At 71.2% G+C, this 16,411-nt stretch carries 13 protein-coding genes; 6 read left to right on the top strand and 7 right to left on the bottom strand.

Features of this window, described 5'->3' with window-relative positions; translation table 11 throughout:
- Window positions 1-306 precede the first annotated feature (306 nt).
- On the top strand, window positions 307-2,313 hold the full coding sequence (locus ACIQPQ_RS22755) for a VWA domain-containing protein (RefSeq protein ID WP_401306298.1): 2,007 nt from the start codon (window positions 307-309) through the stop codon (window positions 2,311-2,313).
- A 159-nt stretch (window positions 2,314-2,472) separates the two neighbouring features.
- Entirely contained in the window at window positions 2,473-4,188 is a 1,716-nt protein-coding gene (gene metG / locus ACIQPQ_RS22750; RefSeq protein WP_401306297.1) for a methionine--tRNA ligase, read from the top strand.
- 55 nt (window positions 4,189-4,243) lie between these two features.
- Here the strand turns inward: metG and ACIQPQ_RS22745 are convergent, their stop codons facing one another.
- From ACIQPQ_RS22745 to ACIQPQ_RS22735, 3 genes are read right to left on the bottom strand one after another with little or no spacing between them, the layout of a single operon-like run.
- Complete coding sequence (locus ACIQPQ_RS22745; RefSeq protein ID WP_383769685.1) at window positions 4,244-4,501, bottom strand: DUF397 domain-containing protein; 258 nt, start codon at window positions 4,499-4,501, stop codon at window positions 4,244-4,246.
- Window positions 4,502-4,531: 30 nt separating this feature from the next.
- A complete protein-coding gene (locus tag ACIQPQ_RS22740) occupies window positions 4,532-4,801 on the bottom strand; it encodes a DUF397 domain-containing protein (RefSeq protein ID WP_401306296.1) in 270 nt (89 codons plus the stop codon).
- 33 nt (window positions 4,802-4,834) lie between these two features.
- Complete coding sequence (locus tag ACIQPQ_RS22735) at window positions 4,835-5,044, bottom strand: DUF397 domain-containing protein (protein ID WP_401306295.1); 210 nt, start codon at window positions 5,042-5,044, stop codon at window positions 4,835-4,837.
- Window positions 5,045-5,280: 236 nt separating this feature from the next.
- Here ACIQPQ_RS22735 and ACIQPQ_RS22730 point away from each other — a divergent pair, with 236 nt between their 5' ends.
- Together ACIQPQ_RS22730 and ACIQPQ_RS22725 are read left to right on the top strand one after the other, a co-directional pair.
- Complete coding sequence (locus ACIQPQ_RS22730; protein ID WP_401306293.1) at window positions 5,281-5,829, top strand: ATP-binding protein; 549 nt, start codon at window positions 5,281-5,283, stop codon at window positions 5,827-5,829.
- Window positions 5,830-6,018: 189 nt separating this feature from the next.
- Window positions 6,019-6,963 carry a helix-turn-helix domain-containing protein gene (locus ACIQPQ_RS22725; RefSeq protein WP_401306292.1) on the top strand — a complete coding sequence of 315 codons (945 nt, stop codon included), beginning with the start codon at window positions 6,019-6,021 and terminating at the stop codon, window positions 6,961-6,963.
- Between the two features lie 86 nt (window positions 6,964-7,049).
- Here the strand turns inward: ACIQPQ_RS22725 and aspS are convergent, their stop codons facing one another.
- Window positions 7,050-8,813 carry an aspartate--tRNA ligase gene (aspS, locus tag ACIQPQ_RS22720; protein WP_401306291.1) on the bottom strand — a complete coding sequence of 588 codons (1,764 nt, stop codon included), beginning with the start codon at window positions 8,811-8,813 and terminating at the stop codon, window positions 7,050-7,052.
- 325 nt (window positions 8,814-9,138) lie between these two features.
- Between aspS and ACIQPQ_RS22715 the strand changes: the two genes are divergently transcribed.
- Window positions 9,139-11,361, top strand: a complete 2,223-nt coding sequence (locus ACIQPQ_RS22715; RefSeq protein WP_401306289.1) for a SpoIIE family protein phosphatase — start codon at window positions 9,139-9,141, stop codon at window positions 11,359-11,361.
- A 19-nt stretch (window positions 11,362-11,380) separates the two neighbouring features.
- On the opposite strand, the gene ACIQPQ_RS22710 is transcribed toward ACIQPQ_RS22715, so the two are convergent.
- The 3 genes from ACIQPQ_RS22710 to ACIQPQ_RS22700 all read right to left on the bottom strand — a co-directional run bounded on the left by ACIQPQ_RS22710 (window position 11,381) and on the right by ACIQPQ_RS22700 (window position 14,274).
- The gene (locus ACIQPQ_RS22710) at window positions 11,381-12,451 is read right to left on the bottom strand and encodes an AI-2E family transporter (RefSeq protein ID WP_401306288.1); all 1,071 of its coding nucleotides are present in this window, start codon (window positions 12,449-12,451) and stop codon (window positions 11,381-11,383) included.
- Between the two features lie 139 nt (window positions 12,452-12,590).
- The gene (locus ACIQPQ_RS22705; RefSeq protein WP_383769709.1) at window positions 12,591-13,562 is read right to left on the bottom strand and encodes a pirin family protein; all 972 of its coding nucleotides are present in this window, start codon (window positions 13,560-13,562) and stop codon (window positions 12,591-12,593) included.
- A gap of 229 nt (window positions 13,563-13,791) precedes the next feature.
- Window positions 13,792-14,274, bottom strand: a complete 483-nt coding sequence (locus ACIQPQ_RS22700) for an SseB family protein (protein WP_383769712.1) — start codon at window positions 14,272-14,274, stop codon at window positions 13,792-13,794.
- Window positions 14,275-14,516: 242 nt separating this feature from the next.
- On the opposite strand from ACIQPQ_RS22700, the gene ACIQPQ_RS22695 reads away from it, so the two are divergent.
- The gene (locus ACIQPQ_RS22695) at window positions 14,517-16,343 is read left to right on the top strand and encodes an acyl-CoA dehydrogenase (protein WP_401306286.1); all 1,827 of its coding nucleotides are present in this window, start codon (window positions 14,517-14,519) and stop codon (window positions 16,341-16,343) included.
- The last annotated feature ends 68 nt before the right edge of the window (window positions 16,344-16,411 follow it).

Raw genomic sequence — 16,411 nt, 5'->3', positions numbered from 1 at the left:
TCTCCCCTTAAGTACGCTTGGTGTGATCGTGACGCTAGGCGTACGTACGTGCGGAGGCGCTGACGCTGGGTGAACGAGGGGTGAACGCCCGGCAGCCGGTGGCCGGTTGAGAGCGGCCGGGGCTTGACGGCGACTTTGCGAACGGGACGGCGGGGCGGGTGGCCGCGGGCGGCCCGGAGGCGGTGTTGACACACCCCCGCTTCCTCTACTCACCCCTGCCCAAGATCACCCCCTGGGGCCGCTAACCTTACGTGTCCGTCCTGGCCAGGGATTGACGGGGATCAACTCACGCGAAGGGTTGCGTACATGGGCATTCTCACTCTCCTGCGGAACGCGTTCGGCCGGTCACGCAAGCAGCGGACCCCCGAGACGGAGGGTGCGGACCGGGTTCCCTCGCAGCCCGAGAGCACCCCGGAATCCGCCACCGCACCGATTCCCGCCCCGGCCCCCGAGCCGGCCTCCCCCGAGCCGACGGCACCGGAGCCGACGGCCACGGTCCCGGAGCCCCGCACGTCCCAGGACGAACACGACCTGGTGGCAGCGGCCTTCGACAACATCACGGTCCCGAAGCCGAGCAGGCCGGTGGAGGAGGGGCCCCTGAACGGGGGCGAGGCGGAGGCTGCGCCTGGGGCGCAGGCGGAGGCTTTGACGGGGGGTGCGGTTGGGGCGGAGCCTGGGGTTGAGGCGGAGCCTGGGGTTGAGGCTGCGGCCGAGCCGGTGGCGGAGGTTGAGGCTGCGCCTGGGGCGGTTGCCGAGGCTCCGGCTGAGGCGGTTGCCGCTGACGCTGCGTCCGAGCCGGTGGCGGAGGTTGAGCCGGTGGCTGAGGCTCCGGCTGATGCGGTTGCCACTGACGCTCCGGTGACCGAGGCTGCGCCTGAGGCGGAGCCGGTGATCGAGGTGGAGCCGGTGGTCGAGGCTGCGCCGGTCGCGGAGGTTGCTCCGGTCGTGGAGGCTGCCCCGGTCGAGGAGAAGCCCGAGGCTGTGGCGCCGGTGGCCGAGGAGGCTGCCGCCGCGGTCGAGGAGCCGGTCGCGGTCGAAGACCCGGTGGTGGAGCCCGCTCAGGTGACCGAGCCGGAGCCCGCGGTCGAGACCGCCCCGGTGAGTGAGCCCGAGCCCGCCAAGGAGACCGCCCCCGTGGCGGAGGCGCCGGTCGTGGCCGAAGAGCCGGTGGCGGAGCCCACTCCGGTGACCGAGCCCGAGCCCGCGGTCGAGACCGCTGCGGTGGCCGAGTCGCCCGTCGCGGCCGAAGACCCGGTGGCTGAGGCCCCGGTCGTGGAGGAGCCCACGACGGAGTCCGCCCCGGCGGCCGAGGAGACGGTCCCGGCGGAGCCGGTGGCCGAGCCCGTGGCGGAGTCAACCGAGACCGCGCCGGTCGCGGAGACGCCCGAGCCGGTCGCGGCCGCCGAGCCCGCTGTGGCGGAGGAGCCCGCGCCGCTGGCCGAGGAGTCCGCCCCCGTATCGACGCCGACGCCGCAGGCGGAGGCGGAGGCCGGGGCGACCACCCCGGAGCCCGAGGTCGCCGACGGCGAGGAAGCCCCGCAGGGGCCACCCGCACCCGACAACGCATCCCGCACGGGTGGTGCGGGTGGGAACGACCCGGCCGAAGGCGAAGCCGAGGCCGGACCGACCCCCCTCCCCGCAAGCACCCCCCTCCCCGCCCACCTCCTCACCGCCCACACCGCGGCCACCCCCACCCTCACCCACCTGAACCTCACCTCCACCACCGCCCACGTCTACCTCGTCCTCGACCGCTCCTCCTCCATGCGCCCGTACTACAAGGACGGCTCGGTCCAGGCCCTGGCCCACCAGACCCTGGCCCTGGCCGCCCACCTCACCCCCACGGGAACCCCGGAGGACACCTCGGTCCACGTCGTCCTGTTCTCCACCGAGGTCGACGGCACGACGGACCTCACCGTCACCGACCCCGAGTCGAAGATCGACGACCTGCACGCGGGGCTGGGCCGTATGGGCCGTACGAGCTACCACGCCGCCATCGAGGCGGTGGTGACCCACCACGAGAAGACGACCGCGGCCACCCCCACCAGCACCCCCACCCCCGCCCTGGTGGTCTTCCAGGTGGACGGCGCCCCGGACGCGAAGACCCCGGCGACGGCCGCTCTGACGGACGCGGCGAAGAACCACCCCGCGCTGTTCTTCTCGTTCGTCGGCTTCGGTGAGCACGACAACAAGGCGTTCGACTATCTCCGCAGGCTGAAGACCCCGAACACGTCGTTCTTCCACGCGGGCCCGACGCCCCTGGAGCTGACCGACCAGGAACTGTACGAGGGCGTCCTGAAGAACTGGCGCCCGTAGACGGCACGGCACCCGCCATCGGCACCACCCCCACCCCCCGTCCCCCATCTCCCACCCCCGGGCCGCCCCTTCCACCCTCTAAAACGGGAAGCGGGCGGCCCCCCCATGTCGGCTACGATTTCAAGCTTCCGAGCACGTACCTACCTGGGAGCAGCCACGATGGCTCGACACCTCATCACCAGCGCCCTTCCGTACATCAACGGGATCAAGCACCTGGGCAACATGGTGGGGTCCATGCTCCCGGCGGACGTGTACTCCCGGTACCTGCGCCAGCGCGGCCACGACGTCCTGTACATCTGCGCCACCGACGAGCACGGCACCCCCGCGGAGCTGGCCGCGAAGGAGGCCGGCCTGTCGGTCGCCGAGTTCTGCGCGCAGGCGCACGACGCGCAGAAGGCGGTGTACGACGGCTTCGCGCTGGCGTTCGACTACTTCGGCCGCAGCTCCAGCGAACAGAACGTCGAGATCACGCAGCACTTCGCGCGCCGCCTGAACGAGAACGGCTTCATCGAGGAGCGGGCGATCCGGCAGGTGTACTCGCCGGTCGACGGCCGCTTCCTGCCGGACCGCTACGTCGAGGGCACGTGCCCGCACTGCGGCTACGACAAGGCGCGCGGCGACCAGTGCGAGAACTGCACGCGCGTGCTGGACCCGACGGACCTGATCAATCCGAGGTCGGCGATCTCGGGGTCGACGGAGCTGGAGGTGCGCGAGACGAAGCACCTGTTCCTGCTCCAGTCGAAGCTCCAGCACGAGGTGGAGGAGTGGGTCGCGCGGCACGAGGCGGACTGGCCGCAGCTGGCGTCGTCGATCGCCCGCAAGTGGCTGACGGAGGGCCTGCACGACCGGGCGATCACGCGTGACCTGGACTGGGGCGTGCCGGTCCCGGCGGACACGTGGCCGGAGCTGGCGGCCGAGGGCAAGGTCTTCTACGTCTGGTTCGACGCGCCGATCGAGTACATCGGGGCGACGAAGGAGTGGTCGGACGCCGACCCGGAGCACCGTGACTGGAAGTCGTGGTGGTACGAGGCGGACGCGTCGGTGCGCTACACGGAGTTCATGGCGAAGGACAACGTCCCGTTCCACACGGTGATGTTCCCGGCGACGGAGCTGGGCGTGCGGGAGCCGTGGAAGAAGGTCGACTACGTCAAGGCGTTCAACTGGCTGACGTACTACGGCGGGAAGTTCTCCACGTCGCAGAAGCGGGGTGTCTTCACCGACCAGGCGCTGGACGTCCTCCCGGCGGACTACTGGCGCTACTTCCTGATCGCCAACGCGCCCGAGTCGGACGACTCGTCGTTCACGTGGGAGCACTTCACGGCGACGGTGAACAAGGACCTGGCGGACACGCTGGGCAACTTCGTCAACCGCGTCCTGTCGTTCTCCCGCAAGCGCTTCGGCGACGCGGTGCCCGAGGGCGGGGTGCCGGGGGAGGCGGAGGCGCGTCTCGGCGAGGAGATCGCGCGGCTGCTGGCGGAGTACGAGACGCAGATGGAGGCGCTCCAGTTCCGCAAGGCGGCGGCGGCGCTGCGGGCCCTGTGGTCGGCGGGCAACTCGTATCTGGAGGAGAAGGCGCCCTGGCTCCAGATCAAGACGGACCAGGAGGCGGCGGCGCTGACGCTGCGTACGGCGATGAACCTGATCCACCTGTACGCGGTGGTCTCGGAGCCCCTGATCCCGTCCTCGTCGCGCGCCATGCGTGAGGCGTTCACGCTCCCCGACGACACGGCCACCTGGACCACCCAGGAAGAGGCCCGCACCCTCACCGGAGTCCCCGCGGGCACCCCCTTCACGGTCCCCCCGGTCCTCTTCGCCAAGCTCACGGAAGACGACCTGACGGCCTACAAGGAGCGCTTCGGAGGCGTGACGGAGTAACACCCCTCACCCCCTGAGAAAGGGAGGGAGACGCCCACAGCGTCCCCCTCCCTTTTCAACGCCCCGAGGCAAACCCCACAAACCCACCCCACACGCCGGGTGAAACCACAAGCCGCGCCCCATCAGCCCACTTGGAGTCCCGCACGTACACAGTGCCGGGAGCGAGAGCCAACTCGACGCACGAGTCCCCTTCGTTCCCGTCGCTGTACGTGCTCTTGAACCACTCCAGAGCCAGCTCGACACAGGAGTTGCCGTCATTGCCGCTGCTGTAGCTGCTCTTGAACCAAACGAGCCCGGCGGACGACTGACGCATCCGAACCTCCCACCGACTGCGCGGCGCCGATCAGCGCTCCGAGGCGTGAGCCACGAAGCTGGCCCACGCATCCGGCGTGAGCACGAGCCGCGATCCCGCGACCTGCTTGGAATCCCGCACGTGCACCGTGCCCGGAGCAAGGGCGAGTTCGACACATGATTCGCCGTCCGTGCCACCGCTGTACGTGCTTTTGAACCACGTCAGAGCCAGCTCGACGCACGATTCGCCATCCGTACCGTCGCTGTAGCTGCTCTTGAACCACACCAGCTCAGCCACGCCCGCCGTGGATGACTCACGCATCCAGCTCTCCTCACAGTTGACCGATGCCGACCGTCAGCGCCCGGAGGCGTGAGCCACGAACCCCGCCCACGCACCCTGAGTGAGCGCGAGCCGCGGCCCGTCGGCCTGCTTGGAGTCACGCACGTGCACCGTGCCGGGAGTGAGAGCCAACTCGACGCACGAAGTGCCGTCGTTGCCACCGCTGTAGCTGCTCTTGAACCACACCAGCTCGGCGAGGTCCCCGGCGGATGTCTTGCGCATCATGTTTCTCCCCGCTCTAGCGCCGCCACGTCATTGTGCCCCCGGCCTACCGACGCGGCGACGCCTCTTCCAGGCCGAAGTGGACGGATAGAGGCCGGGTGTCGTTCGAAGGCCGGCTGAACTCGCTCCGGCCCGGATTCCGCACCTCTTCGGATACCGGACCTCCTCACGTCCTCCCTGGTCACCGAGACGACGAGTCCGCCCCCACCCAACTCCAGCCACCCACAAACGACTTCACGGTGCTGCTCTCCCCCGCCCCCCGAGGCGCCCGCCTGGCCCGTCTCCTCGCCACGGACTGGCTGCGCGCCCGGAACCTGCCTCACCCCGTCCCCGAGACCGCGGAGCACCTCATCGCCGAACTCGCCGCGAACGCGGCCACCCACGGCCGGTTCCCCGGCAGGGACTTCCGCCTCGCTCTTCTCGTGGACGCGGCGACGCTCCGTATCGAGGTCGCGGACACCCGAGGGGACGACCTCCCGCACCGCCGAGTACCCGGTCCCGAGGACGAGTCGGGGCGCGGTCTGCTGCTGATCGAGGCCCTGGCGGACCGCTGGGGAGTCGAGCGCGGCCCGTTCCCGAGGAAGACCGTATGGGCTGAACTCGATCTGGCAAAGCGCCGACCTGCGGAAACATCGCTCGCACCGGAACCCGGCCGCCCGTGCTCCGGTGGCGCCGACGATCTCCCACAAGAAGCCACTGGAGAGAAAGGAACCGGACCAGACCCCACCCCTCCCGCCCATGGCGGCGACTCACTCGGGAGGGTGAACATCCCCAACTGGATTGGATAGGCGAGGGGTTGTCTGCCCTACGCTCAGCGCAGCAAAACAACACGACCCCGGACATACGACGGCCCTCGCAGGGACTGCCATCCCGATGCGAGGGCCTGACCACCTAGGAAGCATCACCTTCCCGACGGCCTGACCACCAAGAAGCATCACCTTCCCGATGGCCCCCACCTAGGAAGCATCACCTTCCCGATGGACACTCAGAACCCTAGCGCGCACCGCCGCCCCCAGTCCCGTATCGGCGGGAAAAGCCACTCCTTCCGGCGCCCCCGCGCGAACGCGCATCCGACCGGTGGCGTCACCCACGACAACGCGCGGCACACCACCCGCTTCACGGTGATCGGCAACCACCTGGCGCAGCACGAGGATCTGTCGCTGCTGGCGATCGGTCTGGCCTGCCACATCCAGTCGCTGCCGACGGGCGCCGCGATCGACATCAAGAGCCTGGCGGCCCGCTTCCCGGAGGGCGCGGCCCGGATCGCCGCCGCCCTGCGCGAACTGGAGGCGCACGGCTACCTGCGCCGCACGCGCGAGCGCACCACCGAGGGCCGCATCATCACCCGCACCGTCTCCTGCAACCAGCCCAAGCGGGCCCGTACGGCGGACGACACCCGCACCCCCGGCCCCGGCGCCCCGTCCGCCCCCACCCCCGAGGGGGCAGCACCGGAGCGTCCCGCCCCCCGCCAGAACCCGACCCCCCGCCGCCCCCGCGCCCTCCCCGACGTACCGAAGCCCGCGTACACCTCCCCGGCCGCCCTCCAGGCAGCTACGGAGGTCCTGGCGTCCCTCCGCCGGGAGGACCCCCGCCTGCTGCTCTCGGCGACCGACGCCGACCACCTCGCGCCGGGCGTGGCCGCCTGGCTGGAACGGGACCTGACCCCCACCGCCGTACGCCGCGCCCTGTCCACCGGCCTCCCCCTGGAACCCCTGGTCAGACCGGCCGCCTTCCTGGCCCACCGCCTGACCGCGAACCTCCCACCCCTGCCCCCACCCGGCCCGCCGAGACAGACGCCCCCACCCCCACCACCGCTCCGCCACCCCCTCCGCAACTGCGACTCCTGCGACCACGCCTACCGAGGCCCCGACCCCCACCGCTGCCCCGGCTGCGCCGCGCCGAAGGACCCTCCCGAGCGATGACCCCGCGGGCAGACGGCGCGCAACGCGAAGAGGGCCCGGGATCACCGATCCCGGACCCTCTCGCAGGCACCCTATGCCCGCCGCTACTACTTCGGCTGCGGCTTGCGCACCGTCAGGTGCAGTTCGCGCAGGCGGGTCTCGTCCAGCTCGGTGGGGGCGCCCATCATGAGGTCCTGGGCGTTGCCGTTGAGCGGGAAGGCGATCGTCTCGCGGATGTTGGGCTCGTCGGCGAGGAGCATCACGATGCGGTCGACGCCGGGGGCGATGCCACCGTGCGGCGGGGCGCCGAAGCGCAGCGCGCGCAGCATGCCCGCGAACTCGCGCTCGACGGTCTCGGCCTCGTACCCGGCGAGGGCGAACGCCTTCAGCATGATGTCGGGCTCGTGGTTACGGATCGCGCCGGAGGACAGCTCGACGCCGTTGCAGACGATGTCGTACTGCCAGGCCAGGATGTCCAGCGGGTCCTGGTTCTCCAGGGCGTCCATGCCGCCCTGCGGCATCGAGAACGGGTTGTGCGAGAAGTCGATCTTTCCGGTCTCCTCGTCCTTCTCGTACATCGGGAAGTCGACGATCCAGCAGAACCGGAAGACGTTCTCCTCGAAGTGGCCGGCCCGGCGGGCGGCCTCGACGCGGACCGCGCCCATGATCTTGGAGACCTCGTCGAACTCGCCCGCGCCGAAGAACACCGCGTGCCCGGCGGCCAGCGACAGCCGCTTGGTCAGCTCGGCCACGTCGTCCTCGGTGAGGAACTTCGCGATCGGCCCGGACAGCGAGCCGTCCTCGGCGACGCGCACCCAGGCAAGGCCCTTGGCGCCCTGCGAGACGGCGAAGTCGCCGAGCTGGTCGAAGAACTTGCGGGGCTGGTCCTGGACGGCCGGGACGGGGAGCGCGCGCACGTGCTTGCCCGCGAACGCCTTGAACTCCGAGCCCGCGAAGACGTCGGTGATGTCGACCAGTTCCAGCTGGGCCCGCAGGTCCGGCTTGTCGGAGCCGTACTTCAGCATCGACTCGCGGAACGGGATCCGCGGGAACGGCGAGGTGACCTCACGGCCGCCGCCGAACTCCGTGAACAGCTCCGTCATCAGCTTCTCGATCGGCTGGAAGACGTCCTCCTGCTCGACGAAGCTCATCTCGACGTCGAGCTGGTAGAACTCGCCGGGCGAGCGGTCCGCGCGCGCGTCCTCGTCGCGGAAACAGGGCGCGATCTGGAAGTAGCGGTCGAAGCCGGAGACCATCAGCAGCTGCTTGAACTGCTGCGGCGCCTGCGGCAGCGCGTAGAAGCGGCCCGCGTGCAGCCGGGACGGCACGACGAAGTCGCGCGCGCCCTCGGGGGAGGTCGCGGTGAGGATCGGCGTCGCCATCTCGTTGAAGCCGAGCGCCACCATCTTGTGCCGGATCGCGGAGATCACGGCCGTGCGCAGCATGATGTTGCGGTGCATGCGCTCGCGGCGCAGGTCGAGGAAGCGGTACTCCAGACGGCGCTCCTCGTTCACCCCGTCCTCGGCGTTGATGGTGAACGGCAGCGGCTGGGCGGCGCCGAGCAGCTCGACCTCGCCGACCTCGACCTCGACCTCACCGGACGGCAGGTCCGGGTTGACGTTCTCGGCGCCGCGGGAGACGACCTTGCCGTCGACGCGGACCGTGGACTCCTTGGTCAGCTTGTCGAGGGCGTCGTAGGCGGCGGTGCCGGGGCGGGCCACCAGCTGGGTGATGCCGTAGTGATCGCGCAGATCGATGAAGAGGATGCCGCCCAGGTCGCGCCGATTGTGCAGCCAGCCGCTCAGCCGGACGTCGGTGCCGACGTCAGAGGCGCGGAGCTCGCCGCAGGTGTGGGACCTGTACCGATGCATCGTCGTTTCATCCAGTCTGTGCAGATCGGGCGGATCAGGGCGGATCGGGCGGATGTTTCACGTGAAACAGCTCCCAGGGTACCGGGCACCCCACCGCCGCCTCCCCCGGATAACAGGCCGCCACCGGACCGCCGACCCGACCACTGGCCAGACCATCGACCGGACCGCCGACCCGACCACTGGCCAGACCATCGACCGGACCGCCGACCCGACCGCCGACGAGCGGTCACCGGGAGCGGGACGGCCGATCGCCGACGAACGGGCGACAGACGACCGGTAGGGGGATCAGTGGCATTCTTCGATCGTCTGTTCTTAAAGTGGGGCAATGCGCACTGGCGAGCCGTTGCCCGCCGTGGGGGAGGTCCTGGCCACCCTCGCGACCGGAGTCTGGCACTGGGACACCGCCACCGGACTGGTCACGGCCGACGCCGAGGCCGCCCGGCTGCTCGGGCTGCCCCCGGAGGAGACCGTCCTGACCGAGGCCCAGACCCGGGCCCGGCTGCACCCGGTCGACTGGAACGAGATCACCGGCATCGTGCAGCTCGCCGCCGCCGAGGGCACCCTCGCCGAGGTCCGCATCCGGATCATGGACGAGCGCGGCCGGATCGTCCGCGTCGTCCGCAGCCGCTCCCGGCCGTCCTTCGACCCGGTCAAGAAGGCGTACGAGCTGATCGGCACCCTCCAGGAGGTCACCGAGCCCCGCCCCGGCACCCCCGCCGGGCGCACCGCCGTCACCGGCGACTGGCGGCGCTCGCGGGAGGCGTTCCTGCTGGACGCGGGCCGCGCGCTGGCCGAGGCCCGCTCCACGGAGGAGGTCCTGCGGGTCGCGGGCGGACTGTCGATGCCGGGGTTCTCCCCGGACGGGCTCGCCGTGTTCGGCGTGACGGGCGACCGGCTGACGATCATCGGGCACCACGGCCAGCAGCCCGGCGACGAGGACCCCTTCACCCAGATGGCCCTCGGCACCGACTACCCGGCGGCCGAGGTCGTCCGCACCGGCCGCGCCGTCTACCTCTCCTCGCCCGACCAGTACCGCACCCGCTACCCGCTGACCTGGCCGCTCGCCGCCCGCTTCGACCGGCACTCGTGGGCGTTCCTGCCGCTGACGGTGGCCGGGCGGACCATGGGCGCCTGGATGGCGGGCTTCGCCTACCCGGTGGCGTTCACCCCCGACGAGCGGTCCGTCCTCACCACCGTGGCCCGCATGCTCGCCCAGGCCCTCACCCGGGCGAGCGCCGCCGAGACCCAGCGCGAGCTGACCGACGGGCTCCAGCGCTCCATGCTGCCCACGCTCGGCCCCGAGATCCCCGGCATGACCCTCGCCGCCCGCTACATACCGACCGGCGGCGGCCTCCAGGTCGGCGGCGACTGGTACGACATGATCCCGCTGCCCAACCAGCGCTTCGCCCTCGTCATCGGCGACGTCCAGGGCCACGACGTGCGGGCGGCGGGCCTGATGGGGCAGCTGCGGATAGCGCTGCGGGCGTACGCCGCCGAGGGCCACCGCCCCGACGCCGTCCTCTCCCGCGCCTCCCGCTTCCTCTACGGCCTCACCCACACCGACGACGCGGGCGCCGACGGCGACCTGCGCTTCGCGACCTGCCTCTACATCGAGGTCGACCCGGCCACCGGGCTGCTGGAGACGGCCCGCGCCGGGCATCTCGACCCGGCGATCCGGCTCGCCGACGGCACCGTCCTGCTCCGGGCCACCGCCGGTGGTCTGCCCCTCGGCATCGACCCGGACTCCGACTACCCCACCACCCGGCTGGCCCTGGAGCCCGGCGAGGCCCTGATGATGAGCACCGACGGCCTGCTGGAGACCGGCGGCCACGACCTCGACAGCGGCTGGCAGCGGGTGCGCGGCATCCTGGAGACCCACGAGGGCGGCCTGGAGGAGCTGGCCGACGCGCTGGTCCAAGCCGTGCACGGGCCGTCCTCCCACCACACCACCGGCCCGTTCGCCGACCGCCGCGAGGACGACATCGCCCTGCTGCTGGTCTGCCGCCAGTGCGAGGGCGGCGTCGGCCTCGGCGCGACCGCGCCCGCCCGGACCGCCGTACGGCGTTCCGTCCTCACGATCGCGCAGGCCGAGCCCGAGCGGGTCGCGGAGGCCCGGCGGCAACTGCGCGAGCTGCTGCACGACTGGCCCAGCGCCGACCAGGTCGACTCCGCCGTCCTGCTGGTCTCCGAGATGCTGACCAACGTCCTCGTCCACACCGACGCGGACGCGCTGCTGCTGGCCGAGGTGACCGGGGTCGGCCCCGGCGGGCGGCGTATCCGGGTCGAGGTCACCGACACCAGCGACGACCTGCCCCACAAGCGCCGACCGGGCGAGCTGGCCTCCTCCGGCCGGGGCCTGGTCCTCATCGAGCTGCTCGCCGACGCCTGGGGGGTCGCCCCGCGCGGCGAGGGCAAGAGCATCTGGTTCGAGCTGTACGAGACACCGGGCACGGACGACCCGGACGCTCTACCGGACGCGGCCGACCGGACCGACCCGGCCCCTCGGCCCGACCCGGCGGACCAGGCCGAGGGGCCGGACCTCGGCTGACCCTGGGCCGCCGGACCGGTCAGGGGGAGCCGCCCGCCTCCGGCGTCGCCTCCGCCCCGCCGCCGGGCCCGTACCGTTCCCGCAGCTCGTGCACGACGCCGAACACGGCCGCCGTCAGCGGGACGGCGAGGAGCATGCCGATGATCCCGGCGACGGAGGCGCCCGCCGTGATCGCCAGCATCACCACCGCCGGGTGCATCTGCACGGTGCGGCTCTGGATCATCGGCTGGAGCACGTGCCCCTCCAGCACCTGCACCGCCAGCACCACCCCGAGCACCCACAGCGCGATGACGAAGCCCCGGTCCGCCATCGCCACCAGCACGGCCACCGCCCCGGACAGGAAGGCGCCCAGGTAGGGGATGTAGGCGCCGACGAAGACCAGCGCGCCCAGCCCCACGGCGCCCGGCACCCGCAGCACCAGCAGTCCGACGGTGATGCAGACGGCGTCGATGAACGCGATGAACGTCGTCCCCCGCATGAACCCCTCGACCCCGCGGAACGCCCGCCGGGCCATCGCCTCCAGGGTGTCGGCGGTCCCCGCCGGGGCGATCGTGCGCAGGGTGGCCACGGCCCGGTCGGAGTCGCGCAGGAAGAAGAAGACGAGCAGCAGGGCGAGGACGGCGACGGCGATCGACTCCGCGACCACGCTGACCCCGCTGATCACCCCGGAGGCGGCGGTCCCGCCGAACTTGGACAGCAGCTCCCGCGCGTTGGAGGCGACGTCCTCCAGGGAGGTCCCGGCCGGGCCGAAGTGCTCGGCGAGGGAACGGGAGGCGTCCTTGAGCGAGGCGACGATCTCGTCCCCGCTGTCCAGGATGGCGGCGACGACGATGTAGACGGCCCCGCCGACCACGGCCACCACGGCGACACAGGTGACCCCCGCCGCCACCGACCGGTTGACGCGCGCCCGTACCAGCCGCCGGTGGAACGGCCCGAGCAGCGCGGACCCCAGCAGCGCGAGCAGCACCGGCACCACGGCCGTACTGAACTCCACGCACAGCCTGATCCCGATGTAGACGACCCCCGAGACCAGCAGCACGACCACACACCAGGCGGCGACCCGCCGCACCGCATCCGGAAGCAAGAGCACACGCCCACCCGACCACGCCCCCGCCCTGCTGTCCCCCGCACAGGGCCACGCGGGTGACGGACCGTCAGCGGGCCGGGACCCGCACCCTGGGGTACGGCTCCCGGCCCGCTTCTCCCGCCGCGGCGGGGGGACCCGGCCCCTACAGGCCGCCCTCCGTCATTCCGTGGACCGCCGGGACGGTGCCGAGGCGGCCCTTCTGGAAGTCGTCGAAGGCCTGCTGGAGTTCGGCCTTGGTGTTCATGACGAACGGGCCGTAGTGGGCCATCGGCTCACGGATGGGCTGTCCGCCGAGGAGGACGACCTCCAGGTCGGGGGTGTGGGAGTCCTGCCGCTCGTCCGCCCGGACGGTCAGCGAGCCGCCCGCGCCGAAGACGGCCGTCTGCCCGACGTGGACCGGACGCCGCTCCGCGCCCACCGCGCCCTTGCCCGCCAGGACGTAGGCGAGGCCGTTGAAGTCCTCGCGCCACGGGAGGGTGATCTCCGCGCCCGGCGCCAGGGTCGCGTGGACCATGGTGATCGGGGTGTGGGTGATGCCCGGCCCGGCGTGCCCGTCCAGCTCGCCCGCGATGACCCGCAGCAGCGCCCCGCCGTCCGGCGAGGTCAGCAGCTGCACGCTGCCGCCGCGGATGTCCTGGTAGCGGGGGGCCATCATCTTGTCCTTGGCCGGGAGGTTCACCCACAGCTGGAGGCCGTGGAAGAGGCCGCCCGACATGACCAGCGCCTCCGGCGGCGCCTCGATGTGGAGCAGGCCCGAACCGGCCGTCATCCACTGGGTGTCGCCGTTGGTGATGGTGCCGCCGCCGCCCTGGCTGTCCTGGTGGTCGAAGATCCCGTCGATGATGTAGGTGACGGTCTCGAAGCCGCGGTGCGGGTGCCAGGGGGTGCCCTTGGGCTCGCCCGGCGCGTACTCCACCTCGCCCATCTGGTCCATCATGATGAACGGGTCGAGGTGGCGGTAGTGGATTCCCGCGAACGCCCGGCGCACCGGGAAGCCCTCGCCCTCGAAACCGCTCGGCGCGGTCGTGACGCCGAGCACGGGGCGGGCCACAGCGTCGGCCGGCGCGGCCACGCGCGGCAGGGTCAGCGGGTTCTCGACGGTCACTGCGGGCATGTCGGTACCTCCTTGGGGCGACGTACGTCCGAGTTTAGTTGAGCGTTGAACTTTCTGCCACCCACAACGGCGGAAGCCCGGAGGACATTCCCTCCGGGCTTCTCCTGGACGATGCGCGGGATCGATTGTGGAAGAACGGTGAAGAACAGGTGGGCCCACGCACCGTACGCGCTCGGGTCCCCTCTGTCACCAGGGCCCCCACCGGACCCCCGGGCCCCAGCGGTACGTCTCAGCCGTACATCCGCCGCATCGCGAACTCGACCATCTGCTCGACCGCCTTCGCGTCGAACACCATCCGGTGCTCGCCCTCCATGTCGAGGACGAAGCCGTAGCCGGTGGGCAGCAGGTCGAGGACCTCGGCGCCGGTGATGACGAAGTACTTGGACTCCTTGCCCGCGTAGCGCCGCAGCTCCTTGAGGGTGCTGAACATCGGGATCACCGGCTGCTGGGTGTTGTGCAGGGCGAGGAAACCGGGATTGTCGCCGCGCGGGCAGTAGACCTTCGACGTGGCGAAGACCTGCTGGAAGTCCTCGGCGGCCAGCTGCCCGGTGGTGAAGGCGCGCACCGCGTCGGCGAGCGACGGCGGTGACGGCTCGGGGTACAGGGGCGGCTGCTGACCGTATCCGCCGAGGCCGCCGGACATCTGCTGCTGCGGCTGGGCGTACTGCTGCTGGGCAGCGCCCCCGTCCATGGGCTGGCCGTATCCGTACATGGCGCAAGCGTAGCGAGGAAGCCGCCCGGCTCGGGGGCTCGGGCGGGAGCAGGAAGCGGGCGCGGGCTAGACCCTTCTCACACTTGACCGAGTTGGGGTTGCGCCTTATTACCGACGGGTAGCATCATCGTAGTCACTTGCTACTTGTTGGTATGTGAACGACGCGAGGGCCCGATCCCCCGATCCAGTGCCTCGCCGATCTCTCTGCCGAAATCTCTACTACGGAGCCGGGAGCCGTCGCCATGGGGCACTACAAGTCGAATCTCCGCGACATCGAGTTCAACCTCTTCGAGGTGCTGGGGCGCGACAAGCTGTACGGCACCGGCCCGTTCGAGGAGATGGACACCGAGACCGCCCGCAGCGTGCTGGAGGAGCTGACCCGCCTCTCCGAGAACGAGCTGGCCGCGTCCTTCACCGACGCCGACCGCAACCCGCCGGTCTTCGACCCGGAGACGAACACCGCGCCGGTCCCCGCGTCCTTCCGCAAGAGCTACCAGGCCTTCATGGACTCGGAGTACTGGCGGCTCGGCCTGCCCGAGGAGATCGGCGGCACCACCGCCCCGCCGTCCCTGATCTGGGCGTACGCCGAGCTGATCCTGGGCGCCAACCCGGCCGTGTGGATGTACTCCTCCGGCCCGGCCTTCGCCGGCATCCTCTTCGACGAGGGCAACGACACCCAGAAGAAGATCGCCCGCATCGCCGTCGACCGCCAGTGGGGCTCCACCATGGTCCTCACCGAGCCGGACGCGGGCTCCGACGTGGGCGCGGGCCGCACCAAGGCGGTCCGGCAGGAGGACGGCTCCTGGCACATCGAGGGCGTGAAGCGGTTCATCACGTCCGGCGAGCACGACATGTCGGAGAACATCCTCCACTACGTCCTCGCCCGCCCCGAGGGCGCCGGCCCCGGCACCAAGGGCCTCTCCCTGTTCCTCGTCCCGAAGTACCACGTCGACGCCGAGACCGGTGAGCTGGGCGAGCGCAACGGCGTCTACGCCACCAACGTCGAGCACAAGATGGGCCTCAAGGCCTCCAACACCTGCGAGATGACCTTCGGCGACCGCCACCCCGCCAAGGGCTGGCTGATCGGCGACAAGCACGACGGCATCCGCCAGATGTTCCGCATCATCGAGTTCGCCCGCATGATGGTCGGCACGAAGGCCATCTCCACCCTCTCCACGGGCTACCTCAACGCGCTGGAGTACGCCAAGGAGCGCGTCCAGGGCCCCGACCTGGCGAACTTCATGGACAAGGCCGCCCCCAAGGTCACCATCACCCACCACCCCGACGTCCGCCGCTCGCTGATGACGCAGAAGGCGTACGCGGAGGGCATGCGCGCCCTCGTCCTCTACACCGCCTCCGTGCAGGACGCGATCGCCGTCAAGGAGGCCGAGGGCGCCGACGCCAAGGCCGAGCACGCGCTCAACGACCTGCTCCTGCCCATCGTCAAGGGCTACGGCTCCGAGAAGGGCTACGAGCAGCTCGCGCAGTCGCTCCAGACGTTCGGCGGCTCCGGGTTCCTCCAGGAGTACCCGATCGAGCAGTACATCCGCGACGCCAAGATCGACACCCTCTACGAGGGCACCACCGCGATCCAGGGCCAGGACTTCTTCTTCCGGAAGATCGTCCGCAACCAGGGCGCCGCGCTGAACTCGCTCGCCGAGGACATCAAGAAGTTCCTCGCCCTCGGCACCGGCGGCGAGGACCTCGCGGGCGCCCGGGAGCACCTGGCCAAGGCCGCCGTCGAGCTGGAGGCCGTCGTCGGCCTGATGCTGACCGACCTCGCGGCGACCGAGCAGGACGTCAAGAACATCTACAAGGTCGGCCTCAACACCACCCGGCTGCTGCTGGCCTCCGGTGACGTCGTCGTCGGCTACCTGCTGCTGAAGGGCGCCGCGGTCGCCGCCGAGAAGCTGGAGACGGCCTCCGCCAAGGACCGCGCCTTCTACACCGGCAAGATCGCCGCCGCCAAGTTCTTCGCCGCCAACGTCCTGCCCGGCGTCACCCTCGCCCGCACGATCGCGAGCGACGTCGACCTGGACCTGATGGAGCTGGACGAGGCCGCGTTCTAGGACCCGCCGCCGCCCCGGCCGGGGGCGCGCTCGGACCGCCCCGCGGCCCGCCCCCGCCCGTCCCGGCC

The organism is Streptomyces sp. NPDC091281, from assembly GCF_044757425.1.
GTDB lineage: Bacteria > Actinomycetota > Actinomycetes > Streptomycetales > Streptomycetaceae > Streptomyces.
Note: the sequence above shows the minus strand (reverse complement) of the source record. Positions and strands in the feature narration are given on the sequence as shown.